Source organism: Pseudarthrobacter oxydans, from assembly GCF_030812335.1.
Taxonomy (GTDB): Bacteria; Actinomycetota; Actinomycetes; order Actinomycetales; family Micrococcaceae; genus Arthrobacter; species Arthrobacter oxydans_B.
On the sequence record NZ_JAUSSN010000006.1, the window covers coordinates 263,445 to 282,980 of the forward strand.

Here is a 19,536-nt window from a genome sequence, read left to right on the forward strand (position 1 = left end):
CGTGAAGCAGCGCGGCGCCAAGCGCCGCCTGCGTCTGGGTGTGATGGGCGGCACGTTCGATCCCATCCACCACGGGCACCTTGTCGCGGCCAGTGAGGTCGCGGCCAAGTTCGACTTGGATGAAGTCGTCTTCGTGCCCACGGGCCAGCCCTGGCAGAAGATGAGCAAGAAGGTCAGCGAGGCCGAGCACCGCTACCTCATGACAGTCATCGCGACGGCCTCGAACCCGCGCTTTACCGTCAGCCGGGTGGACGTGGACCGGCCCGGACCCACCTACACGATCGACACCCTCCGGGACCTGCACACCCTGCGTCCGGACGCGGACCTCTTCTTCATTACCGGCGCCGACGCCCTGGCCCAGATTCTGTCCTGGAAGGACATCGACGAACTCTGGTCCCTCGCGCACTTCGTCGGAGTCACCCGGCCCGGCCACGTCCTGGACGGCATGGGCCGCAAGGACGTCAGCCTGCTCGAGGTCCCCGCCATGGCGATCTCCTCGACGGACTGCCGCACCAGGGTCGCGGCCGGGAACCCCGTGTGGTACCTCGTCCCCGACGGCGTGGTGCAGTACATCGCCAAATACGGGCTGTACGGCGGCGACCCGGACACCGGGAACACCTCCGCCGGCAATGGCGCCGCGCGCTATGACCGAAGCACTGAGATAGCCCAACCCGCCAGCACCGAATGAGTTTTCAATGAGTCAGGAACAGCCACCGATCCGCAGCCGCCGCCAACTGCGGCTGGCCAGAGATGAACGCCTGGAAGCGAACCAGGAGCCCGGCACCCCAGGTCCGGGCGCGGTTCCCCCTGCCTCAAACCACCCCGCCTCGGACAACCCTGCCGGCGTTCCTGCCCCCGGCGGTGTGGCCCCCGGTGTTGTCGACCCGGGCGAGCCCACGGAGGCCGAGGTCACCGGCCGGCGCCGGAATCCGGGCCCCGTTGACTCGGTCCGCACCACGTCCGGCCCCGAGCGGTCCTCGCAGGTCCGCGCCCGGGATCGCGCCACCCTGCGCACCATCAAGGAACTCGCCGAGAAGGAAGGCAATCTCTCCGGCGGCGGACCGCCCACCCGGCGCCAGCTCCGGCTGCTGCAGCTGGCTGCAGAAACGTCCCCGGCAACGTCCGCAAACCTGATTGTGCCGGCCTCCCCGCGGACCCGGTCCACCCCGGCCGTCCGCCAGGCCAACGCAGCCGCAGGTGCACAGCCGGCGCCGGGTGCACCGGTAACCCCTGCTGCGCCGGACGCGGCGGGCCCGCAGACCGGTGTGGACGGCGCTCCCGCTGACGGCGCTACAGCCTCCGGGCAGAAGTCCGACGGCGGCACTGCCGGCCATGGCGCCAAGGGATCCGAGGGCATGACCGTGGAGCAGGCTCTCGCGGCGCGGGAACTGCTGGCCCAGCAGGCCCAAAACCAGCTGGCCAAAATGGAACACATCAACGCCACCGACCCGGAAGCCGTGGACCCTGAGGTGCTGGCGGAGCAGATCGCCCTGGCCGAGCGGGCCGCCGTGCTGAACCGCCGCGCCGCCGCCAAGCAGAAACTCGCCGAGCAGAACAGCAAGCCCGAACCGGTGCGGAATGACCCCACCACGGCCAACAACCTGGCCATGGTCACCCCCCTGGAATTTGTCCAGGTCCCCGGCGTGGAGCGGCCCGTCTTGAAGCGCCCTGCCACGTCCCACGTGCCCGTCGTCACCAACCCGGGTCCCCGGGTTGAGCAGCCCCGGAAGTCCGGCAACCGCCGTCCGGGTCCTTCCCGCCAGCGGGGTGCGGACACCACCGGCCGGTCCGGCGTGCTGGCCCGCGCCGAGGCCGCCGCCAAGGCTGCCGCCGCAGCTCCGGCACCCACCAGCCCCACGGCCGGGATCCCCGCCGCACTCCCGTCCGAGGAGGGGTTCGCCGGCAGGTCACCTGTCGCCGCGAACACCGCCTACGGTCTTGATCCCCTCGACGCGGACACCGCCGGCCTCGGCAGGGCGCGGCGGCTGCGCCTCGTGCAGCTCGCGGTGCTGGCCCTTGGTGTGATCGCGCTGATCGCCGGCATCATGCTGATCATCACCGGTCTCTCCGGGTAGGCACCTCCGTTCCTGGCCGCGCCGTTGCGGCTGTCGGCCATTGCACGCATTTCCGCTACACCAGCTTTTTCACCCAGCAAGCTTTTTCACACCAAGCTTTTCCCAACAAGGAGTCCCGTGACTGCAACAGAATCAGCCATCGCTACAGCCCGCCACGCAGCCCGAGCCGCCGCGGAGAAACTCGCCGAGGACATCATCGCGATGGACGTCAGCGAACGGCTGGCCCTGGCCGACATCTTCCTGATTGCCTCCGCCCCGTCCGAGCGCCAGGTCAACGCCATCGTGGACGGCATCGAAGACGAACTCTCCAAGTTCGAGCTCAAGCCGATCCGCCGCGAAGGACGCTCCGGCGGCCGCTGGGTGCTGCTGGACTACGGCGACATCGTCATCCACGTCCAGCACGAGGAAGACCGCGTGTTCTACGCACTGGAGCGTCTCTGGAAGGACTGCCCCGTCGTGGACCTGCAGCTCGGGGACGACGCTTCCGCCAAGGCCGCGGCAGCCTCCGAATCGGAGTAGCAGCGGGAGCACAACGGAATATGCCCGATTTGGAATTTTCCGAAAGGCTGTTCTAAGATATTTGAGTTGCTTCGGAGAGATCCGGACCAAAATAGCTGGGGCCGACAGCATTTGCTGACGGGGTCGGAGCAACGAAAATTCGGGGCTGTGGCGCAGCTGGTAGCGCACCTGCATGGCATGCAGGGGGTCAGGGGTTCGAGTCCCCTCAGCTCCACCGAATAATGATCCGCCGGAATCGAAAGATTCCGGCGGATTTTTTTATCCGCTGATCCTGCCCGCCGTCCCTGCCGGATCGCGGCCCGTCACAAGTTTCTCCGGGCTGTTGGCAGGGGCGGCGTGTCGATTCGCGTCAGCACGAATTGTGGTTTAAGATAAACAGGTTGCTTCAGGGAAGACGGTCCTTTTCGGGAAAGTCTTGCCAGGTAATTCGGGGCTGTGGCGCAGCTGGTAGCGCACCTGCATGGCATGCAGGGGGTCAGGGGTTCGAGTCCCCTCAGCTCCACCGAAGAGGTCCTGCTCACTGAGCAGGGCCTCCTTTGTTTTGCAGGTGTCCTACCCGTGGCTGGCGGGTCAGGCCGCGCGCTCAGCGGGGTCGCCGGCCGGATTTCCTGCTTTCCCGCCAGGCGCGCCACGCGCCCGTGGACCACAGGGCCCACAGCACGAGGAGCGGCTGGAACAGCAGGCGGATCCCACGGCTCTGGTCCGTATTGAGTCCGAACGAATCGGTGCCGGTGGCGAACTGGGAGATGTTCCCCGGGAAGACCAGGACGAAGAAGGCCGCCACGATCCAGCCGAGGGCCACCCGCCCCCGCCTGAGCAGCAGCAGGCCCAGCCCCAGACCGATTTCCACCAGCCCGGACGCGACCACAACGAAGTCCACGTCCAGCGGCAGCCAGGGCGGCACCTGGGCATAGAACGCCTCACGGCTCCAACCCAGATGGCTGACACCGGCCAGGACAAGGAAGGCGCCCAGCAACAGCCGGCCGGCGCTCCGCAACTCTGAGTGCTGCCGGGAGTCAGCGGCGCGGGGCGGCGCAGGTCGGTGGGATGGAACCGGACCGGGGGACTGGACTGGGCTGTCGGCCATGGGGCGCCGCCTTCACTCGGGGGAAATCAGCTTAGCAATCGGGCCTGACAGGCCCGTCAACCCCCCGCTCGACTAAAGTTGGGCACGTGAACGAGACCCTGCCCCCGTGCCCCGAATGCTCCAGCGAATACACGTATGAGATGGGGGCGCTCCTGGTCTGCCCGGAATGCGCGCATGAGTGGTCACCGGCCGCCGAGCCGGAGTCCGAGGACCAGACAGCCAAACCGATCAAGGACGCGGTCGGCAATATCCTCGCTGACGGGGACACCGTCACGGTCATCAAGGACCTCAAAATCAAGGGCAGTTCCACCGTGATCAAGGTCGGCACCAAGGTCCGCGGAATCCGGCTCGTGAACGGCGTCGGCGACCACGACATCGACTGCAAGGTGGACGGCGTTGGTCCCATGCAGCTCAAATCCAGCGTGGTTAAGAAGATCTGACCGGGATCTGATCAGCATGTCCTCTGCGGATGGAGGGTCCGGTGACCGCGGGCCGTGGTTGGCCAAGGCCGCGCATCGTGTTAGACATGGCTCAGACCTAGCCCTCCCACGCGAGTAGGAAGTTATGGCTGATACGCCCTGGATGCCTCCCGGTTGCGGCCGATGAACGGCCGTACCGCACGATGGAGCGACGCGCTGCGCACGCAGTTGTGGCCCCTCCCGACGGCAGCAGTAGCCCTTGCCGTTGTCCTGGGAACGATGCTGCCCGCGTTGGACGCTGCTGTTGACGGCCGGTTGCCCGACGGTATTTCTGTTCTTCTCTTCAGCGGCGGACCCGAGGCGGCAAGAGCCGTCCTGCAGGCCATCGCCGGGTCCCTCATCACTGTAACGTCCCTGACGTTTTCCCTGACGGTGGTCACGCTGCAGCTGGCTAGCAGCCAGTTCTCGCCTCGGTTGCTGCGGACGTTCACCTCGGACCGGTTCGTCCACTTCACGCTGGCCCTGTTCTTGGCGGCGTTCGCTTTCTCCTTGACCGTCCTTCGAAGCGTCCGCGATGAAGGCAACGGGAATGAGGCGTTTGTTCCCGAAATCTCCGTCACGATGGCTTTCGTCCTGGCCATTGCCAGCGTTATCGGCCTGGTGCTCTTCCTGGCTCACCTCACCCGCGAAATCCGAGTGGAGACGATGATGCGGCGGGTCAACGTCGAAACGCAGAGCACCATGGACCGTGTCTTTCCCCAGGACCGCCCGGGCCGGGGACCGGCGCCGGAACCGGAACCAGTTCACGCGGCATTCCGTATCAGGGCCGCCCACTCCGGATTCCTGACATCGTCTGATAAGTCAGCACTCATGCAGGCGGCCGCCGACGCGGGAGGAATAATACGGCTGGACCGTGAACCGGGAAGTTCTCTGGTCGAAGGCGTCCCCTTTGCAACCGCATGGCCGGTCTCGGCCGGCGCACCCTTCACCCCTGCAATCCGGCAAGAGCTGAGCACAAACGTCAACTCCGCCGTCGCGACGGGGTTTGAACGCACCAGCGTCCAGGACGCCGGATTCGGATTCCGCCAGCTGGTCGACGTCGCCGCACGGGCACTGTCCCCCGGCATCAACGACCCCACCACGGCGGTGCACGTCATCGGGCACCTCTCCGCGCTACTGTGCCGGCTGGCGGAGAGAAACCCGGGCCCCGAGCACCTCACCGATGACGAGGGGCGGGTAAGGGTGGTCCTCGCACTGCCCACTTTCAAGGACCTCTTGGATATGGCCATGAACCAGCTCAGGCTTTATGGTGCAGCGGACCCCGACGTCGCCGCGCGCCTCTTGGGACTACTTCGGGAGATCACGTGGTGCGACCGGAATGGCCAGTACCGGTCGGAGATCCTTGACCACCGGGAACGGATGAGCGCGGCTATCAGCGCTGGAGACTACTCACCAGCCGAGCGGCAGCATCTGTTGGACCTGGCAGCTGCGGTGGGCTCCACCTAACCCTCCGGCTGAGCTTCTTCGACCCCGTCCCGGGTCCTAGAGCGCGGCTCCCGATTTGCCGATGACAGCTGAGCTGATCACCCGCGTCATGCCGGGCATTTTCGCCAGCCGGATGGCGCTGCGGCGGACGAAGGACGCGCCCCGGGTCGCCGGCACGAACCATTGGGCGGCCGAGACGCCGGCCTTCTGGTGTTCCGTCACCAGGGGGCGTAGCCGTGCTTCGAAGGTCGCGAGCCCGCTGCTGATCCCGGGGTGTTGATTCAGTTCCTCAGTCAGGACATAAGCGGCGGCCATCCCGAGGGAAGCTCCCTGGCCTGCCAACAGGGACACCGCGGCGGCGGCGTCGCCGAGCAGGACCACGCGGCCCGTACGCCAGCGCGGCATCCTGATCTGGGCGACGTGGTCGTAGTAGATGTCTTCGGGGCAGCGGTCGAGGGCGGCGGGACAGATCCAGCCAAGGTCACGGCATCTGGATCTCAGCAGGGCCTGAGGGTCATCCGGGAGTGCGGGGTTGTCCGTGCGGTGAACGGCCATGGCAGTGATGCTGCCGTCACGCAGCCGGTAGAAGAACATCGCCGCATTGCGGGTGTCGGTGACGGCGAACCGGTCTCCGATGCGCTCGGCGAGTTCCGGGTCGCTGAAGGAGTAGGCGCCAACCTGGAAGCCAAGGTAGTGGAAGAACTCTTCCTCCGGGCCGAAAACGATCTCCCGGATTACGGAGTGGATACCGTCCGCGCCGATGAGCAGGTCGGCCTCGTGGACCATCCCGTCATCGAGGGTCACGGTGACGGCATCACGGCTCTGCCCGACAGCGGCCACGGTACGGCCGTAGTGAAGTTCGACGGCGGTGGGCAGCATTTCGCGGATGGCAAGTTCCAGGTCCGGGCGGAGGATGCTGGTCAGCTTGCCCCTGGCTACCTCGGCGAATCCGGAGAACGGCAGGCTCGCCCGGGCCTTGCCGTTCCGCGCAACGTAGTCCAACCTCTGGATCTGGTAGCCAAGTTCACGGAGCCGGGGAAGGATGCCCAGGCTGGCGGCTGCCTGCCACCCGGGACCGAAGAAGTCGATCATGTAACCCTGCGGGCGCGGTCCCTCCGCGTGGTCCACCACGGACACCTGCCATCCGTTGCGGGACAGAAACGCCGCGGCGGAGAGCCCGCTGATCCCGGCCCCGCAAACGACCGCCCTCATAGCCTCAGTGTTCCCGGGCCCGCGCGATCCTGCAAGCACCCCGGAGGACTGGCGCTGCTGCTTTGTCACGCGGCGGGCAGCGGCAGCCGGCCGTCCCCCTTGGCCCCCAGACGGCCGCCCGACGGCCCTATGGATAGTGGCGGGGAACAGGCAGATAATGAACGCAAGCACCGTCCAGTGCCCGGCCGGTGCCGATGGCCGGGTCACCGGCGCCCCTTCCCGGCGCCGGGTCCCTCGCCGTAGTTCTGGGGGAGGAAGGTTCCCATGCCGCTGTCGGATGAAGAGCGCCGGCGTCTGGAGAAGCTCGAGCAGGACCTGGCTGCGACCGATCCGGAGCTGAACCTCGAACTTCAGTCGGGACGGCCCCGCGGTATGGCTGCCAGGTCGGTCTGGGGCATTCTGGCCACGGTGGCCGGCTTCGTGCTGGTCATTGCAGGGATCATCACGCAGATCATGATCATCGGCGTCATCGGCTTTCTGCTGATGTGCGCAGGTGCAAACTGGTTCCTCGGGGGCCTGCGGCCACGCGATGGATCCGGCTACCCGTTTTGAGCCCCTTCGCCGCCGCCGGCTGACACGTTCAGCGCCGCCCCGCGGCGGGATTCCATCGTCGGCCGTGAAGCTTTCAGGATAAGTTTGCAGGGGCCCTCATTTTCGTGGTCCGAACAACCTGACTCACAAAAGGCGGCAGCTCGCGCGTGGCGGACAACAATCTTGATTCCCTCTTCTCCCGGCTGGGCAGGTTCCCGGACGTGGAGGCGGCCAACCTCCAGGCCTGGGACGCCACGGACAGGCTCCTCCTGGACACCGCCGCGGACCTGCTGGCTGCCCGTGAGCTGCAGCCCGGCAGCAGGCTCGCCGTCGTGGGGGACCGCTACGGGGCGCTGACCCTCGGGGCCCTGGCACTCGACGCCGCCGGCTGGGCCGGGCCGGTCCGGGTGCACCAGGACCTCATCACCGGTGAGCATGCCCTCCGCCACAACGCCGGGACCCTCGGCGTCGCCGGCGGCTTCGAACAGCTGCCGCTTGGCGCCGGGCTCCTGTCCGGGGCCGGCGTGGTGCTCCTCCAGCTGCCCAAGTCCCTGGCGGAACTGGAGGAGATTGCCGACGCCATCGCCCGCCACGCCTCGCCCGACGTCGTGCTGCTGGCCGGCGGCCGGGTCAAGCACATGAGCCTGGGCATGAACGCGGTGCTGGAGCGCCACTTCAGCGAAGTCCAGCCCCAGCGGGCCCGGCAAAAATCCCGGATCCTGCTGGCCCGCGGCCCCAGGCCCGCCACCGGCGCCCCGCCGTTCCCGGTCACCGAGGCCAACACCGAACTCGGCTTGACCGTGTGCGCCCGAGGCGCCGTGTTTGCCGGCACCGGGCTGGACATCGGCACAAGGTTCCTGCTGGAATTCCTGCCCCAGATGCCGCCGGCACGGCACGCGATCGACCTGGGATGCGGCACCGGGATCCTCGCCGCGGTGTACGCCCGCGCCAACCCCGGATCCCGGGTCACGGCCACGGACCAGTCCGCCGCCGCCGTCGACTCCGCCAGGGCGACGGCGGAAGCCAACGGCCTCGCCGCCCAGGTCACCGTCCTCCAGGACGACGCCATGTCCTCGCTGCCGGAGGCCAGCGCCGATCTGATCCTGCTCAACCCGCCCTTCCACGTCGGAGCCGCGGTGCATGCCGGGGCCGGCCTCAAACTGATCGAGGCGGCCGGGCGGGTCCTCGCGCCGGGCGGGGAGCTCTGGACGGTGTTTAACAGCCACCTGCCCTACCGGCCCGCGCTGCAACGGCTGATCGGCCCCACCCGCGAGGTCGGCAGGAACCCGAAATTCACGGTGACCGCCAGCATCCGGAAAACCTCCGCTGTGTGAAGCGGGGCGTGTGGGCGGTCACAGGGGCGTAACGTACGATTCTGAGATAAGCAGTGCATAGCCAAAGACGTTTAGGGGTATCAGTGACTGAGATCCGCCAGCCCTCGCCGAGGCGCGGAACCAATTTGCCCCGGATGGGGGACTTCAACCTCACCGTCATCCTCGATGCCATTCGGCGTTCCCCGGCCGGCCTCAGCCGCGTGGAGCTGGCCCGGATCGTCGGGCTCTCCCCGCAGACGATCTCCAACATCTCCCGCCGGCTGCTGGACCAGGACCTGATCTATGAGGCCGGCAAGGAAGGCACCGGACCGGGCAAGCCGCGCACCATGCTCCGGCTCAAGTCCTCCGGCATGTACGCCGTCGGCGTCCACCTGGATCCCGCCGTGACAACGTTCGTCGTGCTGGACCTGGTCGGAGCCGTGGTGAAGCATTCCCGGATCAAGACCCCGGGCGGCAGCGATCCCGGGGCCGTCATCGACACCATCGCCGCCGAAATCAAACAGCTCGTCACTGAGTCCGGAGTGGACCCGGCCCGGATCGCCGGCCTGGGGATCGCCTCGCCCGGACCGATCGACCTCGAGGAGGGCACCGTCGTCGACCCGCCGCTCCTGCTCGGCTGGGACCGCGTGCCGCTCCGTGACGCCCTCGCCGAGGCCACCGGACTGTCCACCATCGTGGACAAGGACGTGACCAGCGCCGCCGTGGCCGAGACCTGGGCGGGCGGGCCCAGCGGAGCCGGCAGCTTCGTCTTTATGTACATGGGCACCGGAATCGGCTGCGGGATCGTGCTCAATGACGAGGTCGTGCGCGGAACCTCCGGCAACGCCGGGGAGATCGGGCACATCATCGTTGATCCCGACGGCGCACCATGCGACTGCGGCATGCGCGGCTGCGTCAAGTCCACCTGCATTCCCCAGGTGCTGGTGGCCCGGGCCGTCGAAGCCGGGGTCCTGGACGGCTCCGTTGAGGCCGTGACAGGTCCTGCCATCCAGGAGAGCTTCACCGCGCTGTGTGCCGCCGCCGCCGCCGGCGACGCGAGGGCGGAGGAGATCATCGACCACTCCGCCGTTCTGGTTGCCCGCGCCGTCTCGACCATCACCAATGCCCTGGACGTGGACCGTGTGGTGTTCGGCGGACCGTTCTGGACCTGCCTGTCGCAGTGGTATCTCGAACGGATTCCGGAGCTGGTCCGGGAAGGCAGCGCCACCCGGAAGATCCATGAGATCGAGGTGGTCGGCACGGGTGTCGGCGAGGATGTTGGCGCGATTGGCGCCGCCTGCCTCGTGCTGGAGCACACGCTCGCGCCCCGCTCGCAGCGGCTCCTGCTGGAGGGCTAGAGCCGGCCGGCGGACCCGTCCCGGGACCCAGGCGTCAGTCGATGTCCTCGACGACGGAGCCGAACGGGATTGATTCGTCAACGTGCGCCTGGTGGCCGGTCGGACCGGGGTTGTAGGTGACCCGGACACCGTGCGACTTATCCGCTGCGGACTGCATCAGGATCGGCCGGACGGTGTTGATGAAACTCTCGCTCTTGCCGGCGAGATACTCCTGGTAGCTGGCTGGAAGCTGGATCATGGCAAAAGAATAGTCCTGCGGGGGCACGATGGGGAGTGCTCCCCGTTGCGGTAATTCCCGGCGCGGGCTTGGATAGGATGGCCGTTGGCCGCCGCTAAGGCGGCCAGCCGCCACAGACCAGCTACCAGGGGGATATCGAGTGCTTCAGACTATGGCCGATGCACGGATCGAACCGGCGGAACTGGCCCGGGCACAGCAGACCCTGGCGGCCATCTCCCGCAGCTTCGACGCCAAGGTCGTGGGCCAGGCCAGGCTCCGCGAATCCCTCCTCATCGGGCTCATGACCGGCGGCCACATCCTGCTCGAAAGCGTCCCCGGACTGGCCAAAACCACCGCCGCGCAGACCGTGGCGGAGGCCGTCAGCGCGGACTTCCGCCGGATCCAGTGCACTCCGGATCTGCTCCCGAGCGACATCGTCGGGACCCAGCTGTACGACGCCGCCAAAGGCACTTTCGTGACCCAGCTGGGCCCGGTCCACGCCAACATCGTCCTCCTGGACGAGATCAACCGCTCCAGCGCGAAAACCCAAAGCGCCATGCTCGAGGCCATGCAGGAACGCCAGACGTCCATCGGGGGAGTGGTGCACCCGCTGCCCGCCCCGTTCCTGGTGCTGGCCACGCAGAACCCGATCGAGCAGGAGGGCACCTATCTGCTGCCCGAGGCCCAGATGGACCGCTTTATGCTCAAGGACGTGCTGGACTACCCCACCCCGGCTGAAGAGGCGGAGATCATCCGCCGGATCGACGCCGGAGTGTTCACCCCGGAGCAGAAACCCGCCGCGGCTGCCTCGCTCGAGGCCGTCAGTGACCTTCAGGGCATCGTCCGGCGGATCTATATCGACCCCGCGATCGTCCGCTACATCGTGGACCTGGCCTTCGTGACCCGCAACGCCGCCGGGTACATCGACGAGCGGCTGGCCGGCTTCATCGAGTTCGGCGCCAGCCCCCGCGCCAGCATCGCCTTCAGCCAGGCGGCCCGGGCGGTGGCACTGCTGGACGGCCGGGACCACGTGATCCCCGAGGACGTCAAGTCGCTCGCCCACCGCGTGCTGCGCCACCGGCTCATCCTCGGCTTCGAGGCCGTCGCCGAACAGGTGCCGGTGGAGACCGTAATCGACGCCATCGTCGCCGCCGTCCAGACCCCCTGAGAATGGCGAGCCACCTCCAACGGGTGAAGTCGAAGCTCTCGATCTTCGCGCACCGCAAGGCCCGCGGCATGCTTGAGGGCCAGTACGGATCCGTTTCCAGCGGCCGCAGCCTGGACTTTGATGACCTTCGCGCCTATGTGCCCGGCGACGAGGTCCGAGACATCGACTGGAAGGCAACCGCCCGGCACGGTTCCCCGCTGGTCCGGCGCTACCTTGCGGTCCGGCGGCAGACCCTGGTGCTGGTCACCGACACCGGCCGCAACATGGCCGCCGTATCCCGGGATGGCGAGCCGAAGAAGGACATCGCCGTGCTCGCCCTGGGGGTCATGGGCTACCTCGCGCACCGCCACGGCGACGCCGTCGGGCTGGTGTGCGGCGACGCCGCCGGTTCCCGGGCGCTGCCGGGCAAGTCCGGCGAGGCGCACCTGGAACGGCTGCTCCGCGAAGTCCATGACACGACCTCGCTGGACTCCGCGCCGAGCCGGCTCGAAACCCAGTTGGACTATGTCGTCCGGAACTTCTCCCAGCGGACGCTGCTCCTGGTCGTGGCCGACGAACTCCTGCCCGATGCGGAGACGGAGCGGGTGCTCCGCCGGCTGCGCGCCCAGCACGAGATCCTGTGGCTAACGGTCCGGGACGCAGAACTGCTCGGCGCCCGCGCGGACTGCTACGCCGACTCCTACGACGTCGCCGGAACGACGGCGGGAACGCGGCCCGGCGGTCCTGCGGGACCGCGGTCCGGGCTGCTGCCCGGGGGGCTGGCGGAATCCGCCGCCCTCGCCGCGGCGTACGCGCGCGCCCGGGATGACCGGGACGCGGCGCGGCAGACGATGCTGCGCCGGCTGGGCATCGCCGAAGCCGACGCCGGCAGCAGCCACGACGTGATCCCCGCCGTCTTCACCCTCCTGGCCCGGCACCGGCGGCGCCGGTGACCTCCATGGACGGTGTCCCTTATGGACGGTGACTTCTTCGGGCCGCTGGAGTATAGCGGCTGGTTCCCGTGGGCGGCCTTCGGGCTGCTGGTCCTGGTCGCGGTCTGGTACGCCTACGTCTTCCGGAGCACCCGGCGCCGGCCCGGCGGACAGCAGGCCGTGCAGGCCCCGGCGCCTCCCGCCGTTGCCGTACCGGATCTGGCCCGGCTCCGGCGCGACTACTTGGAGCGCATCGACGCCGTGGACCGTGAGGCCGCGGCCGGCACCCGCTCCGGCCGTTCCGCGCACCAGGAGCTGAGCCTGCTGATCCGCAGCTTCGTCCGCGACGCCTCAGGGGTGGACGCGACGCGGATGACCCTGGCCGAGCTCCGGGCGGCGGGCAGGGTAACCGCGGTGGTCCCGGCAAGCGGGGTAGGCGCGGCGGGCCCGGCGGCGCCCGGCATCCCGGCCGCGGCCGATGCCATCGCGGCGCTGTACCCGGCGGCGTTCGCCGCCGGACCGGCGTCGGGCGCTGCCGATGCAGCGCGGACCGCGCGGGAAGTGGTCCGCTCATGGAACTGATCTTCTGGTGGATCCTGCCGGCCGCAGCCGTGGCGGTCCCCGCGGCCTGGCTCCTCGGCCGGCGGCGCCGCCGGGCGCGCGGTGCCCGGCGGCGTCCGGTCGCCCACAGCGACCGCCTCACCGCGCTGCCGGAGTACCAGGCGGCCCTGCGGCAGCACCGGAACCGGCTGCGGCTCCTCGCCGCCGCCGGGACCGTGCTGATGGTGGCCGCCGTCGTGGCCGCCGCCCGACCGGCCGAACGCAGCACCGTCCGGCCCGAGCAGCACAAGCGTGACATCATCCTCTGCCTGGACGCCTCCGGCTCCATGAGCAGCGCCGACGCCGCCGTGGTGGACGTCTTCGGCTCGCTCGCCCGGCAGTTCGACGGTGAACGCATCGGCCTCACCATATTCGACAGCAGTGCCGTGCAGGTGTTCCCCCTGACCGATGACTACGACTATGTCCAGGACCAGCTCCAGCAGGCGGAGAGCGCCTTCGACGGGGCGGGCAGCGGCAGCTTCCTCGACGGGACCTGGAACGGAGTGGGTTCCTCGCTGATCGGCGACGGCCTGGCGTCCTGCCTCCAAAGCTTCCCTGCGGCGGCCGACGCCGAGGAACCCGGACGCCGGGCCCGCTCGGTCATCCTGGCCACGGACAACTTCCTGTCCGGCACGCCGCTCGTCACCCTCGCGGAAGCAGGAGCCCTGGCGAAGGAACGGGACGTGCGGGTCTTCGCGCTGAACCCCGGCGACTATGACTTCGGCCCGGACGCCGGCGCGGAACAGCCCGGCGCCCGGCTGCGCAGCGTGGCCGAGGGCAGCGGCGGCGGGTACTACGCCCTCGACAGCCCGGACGCGGTGCCCGGCATTGTCAGCGGGATCGAGGCCACCCAGGCCGCGGCGTTCCGGGGCGCACCCCGGGCCGTGGTGTCCGACCGGGCCGAGGTTCCGCTCGCCGTGGCCCTGCTGGCCGGGCTGGTTCTCGCCGGAGCGTCGTGGAGGCCACGGCGATGACACTGAACCCGATACTGTCCTGGTGGATCATGGGGCCGCTGTCGGCCGCCATCGGCCTGGGCCTCGGCTGGGTCCTGGTCCGTTCCCGGCAGCAGCACGCGCCGTCCGCGGATGCAGGGTTCCGCGGCTGGCTCTTCCGCGGCGGCCTTGTGCTGCTCCTGCTCCTCGCCGCCTGTCGGCCCGGCATTCCCGGCGGCACCGTCGAGGCCGCCGCCACGGACCTGAACGTGTTTTTCGTGGTGGACACCAGCAGCAGCATCGCCGCCGAGGACCACACCCCGGCCGGGGGACAGGCAGCCCGGGGACCGGCGGCCTCGGGAGAGGCAGCCGGGGGCCAGGCGGCCGGTGTGCCGCGGCTCGACGGCGTCCGGGAGGACATCCGGGCCATCGCCCGGGAACTCGGCGGCGCCCGCTATTCGCTCATCAGCTTCGACTCCAGCGCCGCCGTGCGGATGCCCCTGACCACCGACACTTCTGCCCTCGAGGCCGCGGTTGCCGTGCTGGGACCCGAGGTGACCGACTACTCGCAGGGCAGCAGCGTCACCGCGGCCCGGGCGGTCCTCGCCGAACGGCTCGCCACCGCCCGGGACAGCCACCCGGATCGACCCCGGCTGGTGTTCTACTTCGGGGACGGCGAACAGACCAGTGCCGCAGCACCCCAGGCCCTGGGGATTGACGGCTCCCTCGTGAGCGGCGGCGCCGTCCTCGGCTACGGCACACGGGACGGCGGCCGGATGAAGGAAAACAGCGGCGACCCCACCCGGCCGGCGGCGACGTACATCCAGGACCCTGCCACCGGCGCCGCTGCCGTCTCCCGGCTGGACGAGGACCGGCTGCGGGACCTCGCACGCCAGCTCGCGGTGCCCTATCTGCACCGCGCGGCAGGGGATGCGGCGGCCCCGATGCTGCAGCAGGCCACACCCGGCACCCTGGTGCGCACGGGTGTTGCCCTCGACGGCAGGACCGAACTCTACTGGGCGCCGGCGTTCGCCGCGTTCCTGCTGGCGCTGCGCGAAACGCTGCTGGTCTCGGGCCAGCTCCGGGAGCTCCGGCCCGCCCGGCCCGTCCGCCGGACGCCCGAGCCGGCATCACCGTCGGCCGGCCGGGGGCCGGGCGCATGAGCGTCCGGCGCCGGCGCCGGCTGCTGCTCTGGTCCGCGCTGCCCGTCCTGCTGGCGCTGCTGCTCGCGGTGAAGCTGCTCAGCGCCGCCTGGTTCGCCGGGCAGGCCAGCGGCGCCTTCGCCAGGGGCGACGCGCCGGCGGTGGCGTCGGCCGCCGCGGTCCTGGGCGTCGCGAACTTCCTCGAACCGCACAAGGCACCCTTCGCGGCCGGGGACGCCCGCGCGCTCAGCGGCGACTACGCCGGCGCGCGCACCGCGTTCGAGGCGGCCCTCGCCGCGGCCCCGGCGGCCGACGAATGCCGGGTGCGGGCCAACCTGGCGCTCAGCATCGAACGGCTGGGCGACGCCGGGGCCGACGCCGGCAACGGCGGCGCAGACGGCACTGACGGCACCGACGGCACCGACGGCACCCCGGGCCCTGCCAGCACAGACGGCCCTGACAGCACTGACGATGGCCTCCGTTTGCTGGAGGAGGCGCTGGCGGTGGTCCGGGCCGCGCCCGCCGGCTGCTTCGACTCAGACAGCGCCGACAGCGCCAACGCTGCCGACGACGCAGACACCGCCGACACCGGGGCGGAGGAGAGGCTGCAGACCGCCGGGCAGCGGCTGGAGGAGAAAATCGAGCGGCTGCGCGGCCGGCGCGGACCCGGCGAAACCCCCGCACCCGAGGACCCCGGCACCGAATCCGGGCCGGAAGAGGAAGGCGGTGACGGGCCGGGGGAGCCTCTCGACGCGCAGCTGGAGCAGCTCCGGGAGTCCGGGCAGTCCGCGCAGCAGGAGCGCAACCGCGGCCTGCAGCGGGAAGAGTATCTGAACGGCACCGGCACCGGACCGCTCACGGACAGGCCCTGGTGAGCATCCGGACGAAGAATATTCTGTGCCGGGATGAAATATGCCGTAAACCTGCGTCTTAATTCGGGGGCCGACTTGAACAGCCTCCCGGCCCGCCCGTAGAGTTCTATCCAAGTTACCTCAGTAACGTGTCAGCGATCCTCCGTTCACGGCCAGCTTCACGGCGGCCCAGGAGGGTGTGGGTGCCCCCATGTGGGCCTGACATTTGCTCACGGACAACTTCGTATCAGGCGTAACAGTCGCGGCTGCGCCCTGCTGGAGTTTCCTCCGTGTTCCCCAAACTCAATTCACCGACGGCACCCGTTTTCCGGGCGCAGCTGTCAGTGTTCACAGCCAAGGACGCAAATGTCTCCTCCAAGCCTTATTGACACCCATCCAAATCTTGTCGGCACGGCCCCTGTCGCGCTGTCCTATGAGCTGTTCCCGCCGCGGTCGCCCGCGGCCGCCGAATCGCTCTGGACCACCATCGGCGAGCTGGAGGCCACGGACCCGGACTACGTGTCCGTGACCTACGGCGCCAGCGGCTCCAACCGGAACACCGCCGTCGAGCTCATCAACCGCCTTGTCCAGGAAACCACCCTGCGGCCGCTGGCGCACCTGACCTGTGTGGGCAACTCCCCGCAGGAGCTCGCCGAGATCATCGGCGAACTGCTCGACGTCGGCGTGCGCGGCATCCTGGCCCTGCGCGGCGACCAGCCCAAGGACGGCGTGGCCCCTCCCGAGGGATCGCTGCGCTACGCCCAGGACCTGATCGAGCTCATCCGCCGCGTCGAACAGCGCCGCTCCGCGCTGCTCTGCGCCGGCAAGGTCGCCGTCGGCGTCGCCGCGTACCCCACCCGTCACCCGGAATCCCCGAGTGAGGCGCACGACGTCGAGGTGCTGCTGGCCAAGCAGCGCTCCGGCGCCGACTTCGCCATCACCCAGGTCTTCTTCCACACCGAGCAGTACGCGGACCTGCTGACCCGGGCGCGCCGGGCCGGCGTCACCATCCCGATCATCCCGGGCGTTATGCCGCTGACCAGCCTCCGCCGGCTCGCCCGGCTCAGCGAGCTGACCGGCGTCGAAGCGGACCCGGCCCTGATCGGACGGCTCGCCGCCGCCGAGACCGACGCCGAGCGCACCCGGATCGGGGTCAGCGCCACCGTGGACCTGGCCAACGCGGCCCTGGACGCCGGCGCCCCCGGACTGCACCTCTACACCTTCAACGAACACACCGCCGCCCTTGACGTGCTGGACAAACTCGCCCTGCCCCGCCCGCGAAGAGGCAACCGGCACAGCAGCCACCAGCGCTCGGCCGGCCGCCGCCAGCTCGCCAGCTAATCACCCCCCAACGCTTAGGACTTTCCCATGACTGCACAGAACACGCTCAACCCCGCTCCGTTCCCCTCCGCCTCGATCCTCGGCTACCCGCGCATCGGCCGCCGCCGCGAACTCAAGAAGGCCGTGGAGGCCTACTGGGCCGGCAAGATCGACGCCGACGCCCTCGACGCCGCCGCCAAGGAGATCCAGCTCGGCACCGCCCGGCGCCTCCAGGGCCTGGGCCTGACCGAAGCCGCCGCCGTTCCCGGCACATTCTCGTACTACGACCAGGTGCTCGACGCCGCCGCCCACCTCGGCGCCGTGCCCGCCCGCTTCGGCAACCTCCTGAACGCCGAGGGCCAGCTCGACATCGACGGCTACTTCACCCTCGCCCGCGGCACCAAGGACCAGCAGCCGCTGGAAATGACCAAGTGGTTCGACACCAACTACCACTACCTCGTCCCGGAGATCGGCCCGGAGACCAGCTTCTCGCTGACCTCCAACCGCATCGTCGAGGAGTTCGAGTACGCCCTCGCCAACGGGGTCCAGACCCGCCCGTACATCGTCGGACCGGTCACCTTCCTGCTGCTGAGCAAGGCCTCCGACGACGCCCCGGCCGGCTTCAGCCCGCTGTCCCGCCTCGAGGACGTGCTGCCGGTCTACACCGCCCTGCTGGAGAAGCTGGCCGCCGCCGGCGCCGGCTGGGTCCAGCTGGACGAGCCCGCCCTCGTGGTGGACCAGGACACCCCCGCCGCCGAGATCCAGGCCGCCGTCGCCCGCTCCTACGAGGTGCTCTCCGCCGCCGCCAACCGCCCGCAGCTGTTCGTCTCCACCCCGTACGGTGCGCTCAACGGCCAGCTCGGCACGCTCGCCGCGACCGGCATCGACGCTCTGCACCTGGACGTCTTCAAGGGCGCCGTTCCCTCCGCCGCCGCCCTGGCCGCCCTGGGCAACAAGACCCTCGTCGCCGGCGTCGTGGACGGCCACAACATCTGGCGCAACGATCTTGCCGCCTCCGCGGAGAAGATCGCGGAGCTGAAGAAGTCCGTCGCCAAGCTGGCGGTCAGCACCTCCACCTCCACCCAGCACGTCCCGCACGACGTCGACGAGGAGACCCAGCTCTCCGCGCAGCTGCGCAGCTGGCTGGCCTTCGCCGACCAGAAGGCCACCGAGGTCGTCACCCTCGCCGGCCTCCTGACGGACCCGGCCGCCGTCCAGCCGGCCATCGATGAGGCCACGCGCATCATCGCCGACCGTGCCGCCGCCGACGGCGTCCGCCGCGCCGAGGTCCGGAACCGCACCGCCGCCCTCACCGACGCCGACTTCAGCCGCTCCGACTACGGCGTCCGCGAAGCTGCGCAGACCAAAGCCCTGCACCTGCCGCCGCTGCCCACCACCACCATCGGCTCGTTCCCGCAGACCGGCGACATCCGCACCGCCCGGGCCCGCGCCAACAAGGGCGAGCTGAGCACGGAGCAGTACGAGCAGCTGATGAAGGAAGAGATCAAGCGCGTTGTGGAACTGCAGGAAGAGCTCGGCTTCGACGTCCTGGTCCACGGCGAGCCCGAGCGCAACGACATGGTCCAGTACTTCGCCGAGAACCTCGAGGGCTTCGACGTCACGGTGCACGGCTGGGTCCAGTCCTACGGCTCCCGCTGCACCCGCCCCTCGATCCTGTGGGGCGATGTCACCCGCAGCGCCCCCATCACGGTGGAATGGGCCCGGTACGCGCAGTCCCTGACCAACAAGCCGATGAAGGGCATGCTCACCGGCCCGGTCACGATCCTCGCCTGGTCCTTCGTCCGCGATGACCAGCCGCTCGGCGAGACCGCCAACCAGGTGGCACTGGCCCTCCGCGACGAGATCGCCGACCTCGAAGCCGCCGGCATCAAGGTCATCCAGGTGGACGAGCCCGCCCTCCGCGAACTCCTGCCGCTGCGCAAGGCCGACCAGGCCGCGTACCTGGACTGGTCCGTGAAGTCCTTCCGCCTCGCCACCGCCGGCGCCGGGGACGCCACGCAGGTCCACACGCACCTGTGCTATTCCGAGTTCGGCGCCATCATCGACGCGATCGACGGCCTGGACGCCGACGTCACCTCGATCGAGGCCGCCCGCTCCCGCATGGAGGTCGTCCACGACCTCGAGTCCCACGGCTTCGGCCGCGGCGTGGGCCCGGGTGTCTACGACATCCACTCGCCGCGCGTCCCGGGCGAGCAGGAAGTCACCGAACTGCTCAGCACCGCCGTGAAGCACGTCCCGTCCCGCCAGCTCTGGGTGAACCCGGACTGCGGCCTGAAGACCCGAGGCTACGCCGAGACCGAAGAGTCCCTGCGCAACCTGGTCCACGCCACGAAGACGGTCCGCGCCGAACTGCTGGAAGCCGCCAAGTAGCAGCA

19 protein-coding genes and 2 tRNA genes are annotated in these 19,536 nt (G+C 69.5%); 18 read left to right on the forward strand and 3 right to left on the reverse strand.

The genetic code is table 11. The annotated features are described in order from the left end of the window. Window positions 1-43: 43 nt before the first annotated feature. The 5 genes from nadD (at window position 44) to J2W14_RS12235 (ending at window position 3,096) form a co-directional block, all read left to right on the forward strand. Window positions 44-688, forward strand: coding sequence for a nicotinate-nucleotide adenylyltransferase (nadD, locus tag J2W14_RS12215; RefSeq protein ID WP_370871286.1), 645 nt, complete (start codon window positions 44-46; stop codon window positions 686-688). A 7-nt stretch (window positions 689-695) separates the two neighbouring features. Next, the gene (locus J2W14_RS12220; protein ID WP_307462734.1) at window positions 696-2,075 is read left to right on the forward strand and encodes a hypothetical protein; all 1,380 of its coding nucleotides are present in this window, start codon (window positions 696-698) and stop codon (window positions 2,073-2,075) included. Window positions 2,076-2,192: 117 nt separating this feature from the next. Beyond that, entirely contained in the window at window positions 2,193-2,594 is a 402-nt protein-coding gene (gene rsfS / locus J2W14_RS12225) for a ribosome silencing factor (RefSeq protein ID WP_307462736.1), read from the forward strand. Between the two features lie 141 nt (window positions 2,595-2,735). Then, window positions 2,736-2,808 (forward strand) — tRNA-Ala (locus J2W14_RS12230). Window positions 2,809-3,023: 215 nt separating this feature from the next. Further along, a tRNA-Ala gene (locus J2W14_RS12235) sits at window positions 3,024-3,096 on the forward strand. Between the two features lie 81 nt (window positions 3,097-3,177). Here the strand turns inward: J2W14_RS12235 and J2W14_RS12240 are convergent. Continuing rightward, the gene (locus J2W14_RS12240) at window positions 3,178-3,681 is read right to left on the reverse strand and encodes a DoxX family protein (protein WP_307462738.1); all 504 of its coding nucleotides are present in this window, start codon (window positions 3,679-3,681) and stop codon (window positions 3,178-3,180) included. 86 nt (window positions 3,682-3,767) lie between these two features. Between J2W14_RS12240 and J2W14_RS12245 the strand changes: the two genes are divergently transcribed. Then, window positions 3,768-4,121: a zinc ribbon domain-containing protein YjdM gene (locus J2W14_RS12245; protein WP_307462740.1), complete on the forward strand. Its 354-nt coding sequence runs from the start codon at window positions 3,768-3,770 to the stop codon at window positions 4,119-4,121. A 162-nt stretch (window positions 4,122-4,283) separates the two neighbouring features. Beyond that, the gene (locus tag J2W14_RS12250; RefSeq protein ID WP_307462742.1) at window positions 4,284-5,606 is read left to right on the forward strand and encodes a DUF2254 domain-containing protein; all 1,323 of its coding nucleotides are present in this window, start codon (window positions 4,284-4,286) and stop codon (window positions 5,604-5,606) included. Window positions 5,607-5,642: 36 nt separating this feature from the next. On the opposite strand, the gene J2W14_RS12255 is transcribed toward J2W14_RS12250, so the two are convergent. Then, window positions 5,643-6,797, reverse strand: a complete 1,155-nt coding sequence (locus tag J2W14_RS12255) for an FAD-dependent monooxygenase (protein ID WP_307462744.1) — start codon at window positions 6,795-6,797, stop codon at window positions 5,643-5,645. Window positions 6,798-7,061: 264 nt separating this feature from the next. Here J2W14_RS12255 and J2W14_RS12260 point away from each other — a divergent pair, with 264 nt between their 5' ends. The 3 genes from J2W14_RS12260 to J2W14_RS12270 all read left to right on the forward strand — a co-directional run bounded on the left by J2W14_RS12260 (window position 7,062) and on the right by J2W14_RS12270 (window position 9,999). Beyond that, window positions 7,062-7,349 (forward strand): DUF3040 domain-containing protein, encoded by a 288-nt coding sequence (locus J2W14_RS12260; protein ID WP_307462746.1) that lies wholly within the window; start codon window positions 7,062-7,064, stop codon window positions 7,347-7,349. A 146-nt stretch (window positions 7,350-7,495) separates the two neighbouring features. After that, window positions 7,496-8,662, forward strand: coding sequence for a class I SAM-dependent methyltransferase (locus J2W14_RS12265; RefSeq protein ID WP_307462748.1), 1,167 nt, complete (start codon window positions 7,496-7,498; stop codon window positions 8,660-8,662). 134 nt (window positions 8,663-8,796) lie between these two features. Further along, entirely contained in the window at window positions 8,797-9,999 is a 1,203-nt protein-coding gene (locus J2W14_RS12270) for an ROK family transcriptional regulator (protein WP_307462835.1), read from the forward strand. Window positions 10,000-10,033: 34 nt separating this feature from the next. Here J2W14_RS12270 and J2W14_RS12275 read toward each other — a convergent pair whose 3' ends face one another. Then, window positions 10,034-10,237 carry a hypothetical protein gene (locus tag J2W14_RS12275; RefSeq protein ID WP_307462749.1) on the reverse strand — a complete coding sequence of 68 codons (204 nt, stop codon included), beginning with the start codon at window positions 10,235-10,237 and terminating at the stop codon, window positions 10,034-10,036. Between the two features lie 151 nt (window positions 10,238-10,388). On the opposite strand from J2W14_RS12275, the gene J2W14_RS12280 reads away from it, so the two are divergent. The 8 genes from J2W14_RS12280 to metE all read left to right on the forward strand — a co-directional run bounded on the left by J2W14_RS12280 (window position 10,389) and on the right by metE (window position 19,531). Continuing rightward, complete coding sequence (locus tag J2W14_RS12280) at window positions 10,389-11,384, forward strand: AAA family ATPase (RefSeq protein ID WP_307462836.1); 996 nt, start codon at window positions 10,389-10,391, stop codon at window positions 11,382-11,384. Window positions 11,385-11,386: 2 nt separating this feature from the next. After that, window positions 11,387-12,316, forward strand: coding sequence for a DUF58 domain-containing protein (locus J2W14_RS12285; protein ID WP_307462750.1), 930 nt, complete (start codon window positions 11,387-11,389; stop codon window positions 12,314-12,316). Window positions 12,317-12,337: 21 nt separating this feature from the next. Beyond that, complete coding sequence (locus J2W14_RS12290; protein WP_307462751.1) at window positions 12,338-12,877, forward strand: hypothetical protein; 540 nt, start codon at window positions 12,338-12,340, stop codon at window positions 12,875-12,877. After that, window positions 12,868-13,869, forward strand: coding sequence for a vWA domain-containing protein (locus J2W14_RS12295; protein WP_307462753.1), 1,002 nt, complete (start codon window positions 12,868-12,870; stop codon window positions 13,867-13,869). Before J2W14_RS12290 ends, J2W14_RS12295 begins: the two co-directional genes overlap by 10 nt. Continuing rightward, a complete protein-coding gene (locus tag J2W14_RS12300; protein ID WP_307462755.1) occupies window positions 13,866-14,990 on the forward strand; it encodes a vWA domain-containing protein in 1,125 nt (374 codons plus the stop codon). The genes J2W14_RS12295 and J2W14_RS12300 overlap by 4 nt, the downstream gene beginning before the upstream one ends. After that, complete coding sequence (locus tag J2W14_RS12305) at window positions 14,987-15,844, forward strand: hypothetical protein (RefSeq protein ID WP_307462757.1); 858 nt, start codon at window positions 14,987-14,989, stop codon at window positions 15,842-15,844. Before J2W14_RS12300 ends, J2W14_RS12305 begins: the two co-directional genes overlap by 4 nt. Before the next feature lie 342 nt (window positions 15,845-16,186). After that, on the forward strand, window positions 16,187-17,161 hold the full coding sequence (locus J2W14_RS12310; protein WP_307462758.1) for a methylenetetrahydrofolate reductase: 975 nt from the start codon (window positions 16,187-16,189) through the stop codon (window positions 17,159-17,161). Window positions 17,162-17,188: 27 nt separating this feature from the next. Then, window positions 17,189-19,531 carry a 5-methyltetrahydropteroyltriglutamate--homocysteine S-methyltransferase gene (gene metE / locus J2W14_RS12315; protein WP_307462760.1) on the forward strand — a complete coding sequence of 781 codons (2,343 nt, stop codon included), beginning with the start codon at window positions 17,189-17,191 and terminating at the stop codon, window positions 19,529-19,531. Window positions 19,532-19,536: the final 5 nt, after the last annotated feature.

Bases quoted from the DNA above. Each gene is read 5' to 3' on its own strand.
- J2W14_RS12285 (WP_307462750.1), top strand. From the start codon at position 11,387: ATGGCGAGCCACCTCCAACGGGTGAAGTCGAAGCTCTCGATCTTCGCG.
- metE (WP_307462760.1), top strand. From the start codon at position 17,189: ATGACTGCACAGAACACGCTCAACCCCGCTCCGTTCCCCTCCGCCTCG.
- J2W14_RS12295 (WP_307462753.1), top strand. From the start codon at position 12,868: ATGGAACTGATCTTCTGGTGGATCCTGCCGGCCGCAGCCGTGGCGGTC.
- J2W14_RS12310 (WP_307462758.1), top strand. From the start codon at position 16,187: ATGTCTCCTCCAAGCCTTATTGACACCCATCCAAATCTTGTCGGCACG.
- J2W14_RS12250 (WP_307462742.1), top strand. From the start codon at position 4,284: ATGAACGGCCGTACCGCACGATGGAGCGACGCGCTGCGCACGCAGTTG.
- J2W14_RS12290 (WP_307462751.1), top strand. From the start codon at position 12,338: ATGGACGGTGACTTCTTCGGGCCGCTGGAGTATAGCGGCTGGTTCCCG.
- J2W14_RS12275 (WP_307462749.1), bottom strand. From the start codon at position 10,237: ATGATCCAGCTTCCAGCCAGCTACCAGGAGTATCTCGCCGGCAAGAGC.
- J2W14_RS12305 (WP_307462757.1), top strand. From the start codon at position 14,987: ATGAGCGTCCGGCGCCGGCGCCGGCTGCTGCTCTGGTCCGCGCTGCCC.
- nadD (WP_370871286.1), top strand. From the start codon at position 44: ATGGGCGGCACGTTCGATCCCATCCACCACGGGCACCTTGTCGCGGCC.
- J2W14_RS12220 (WP_307462734.1), top strand. From the start codon at position 696: ATGAGTCAGGAACAGCCACCGATCCGCAGCCGCCGCCAACTGCGGCTG.
- J2W14_RS12240 (WP_307462738.1), bottom strand. From the start codon at position 3,681: ATGGCCGACAGCCCAGTCCAGTCCCCCGGTCCGGTTCCATCCCACCGA.
- J2W14_RS12255 (WP_307462744.1), bottom strand. From the start codon at position 6,797: ATGAGGGCGGTCGTTTGCGGGGCCGGGATCAGCGGGCTCTCCGCCGCG.
- J2W14_RS12270 (WP_307462835.1), top strand. From the start codon at position 8,797: ATGGGGGACTTCAACCTCACCGTCATCCTCGATGCCATTCGGCGTTCC.
- J2W14_RS12260 (WP_307462746.1), top strand. From the start codon at position 7,062: ATGCCGCTGTCGGATGAAGAGCGCCGGCGTCTGGAGAAGCTCGAGCAG.
- J2W14_RS12300 (WP_307462755.1), top strand. From the start codon at position 13,866: ATGACACTGAACCCGATACTGTCCTGGTGGATCATGGGGCCGCTGTCG.
- J2W14_RS12280 (WP_307462836.1), top strand. From the start codon at position 10,389: ATGGCCGATGCACGGATCGAACCGGCGGAACTGGCCCGGGCACAGCAG.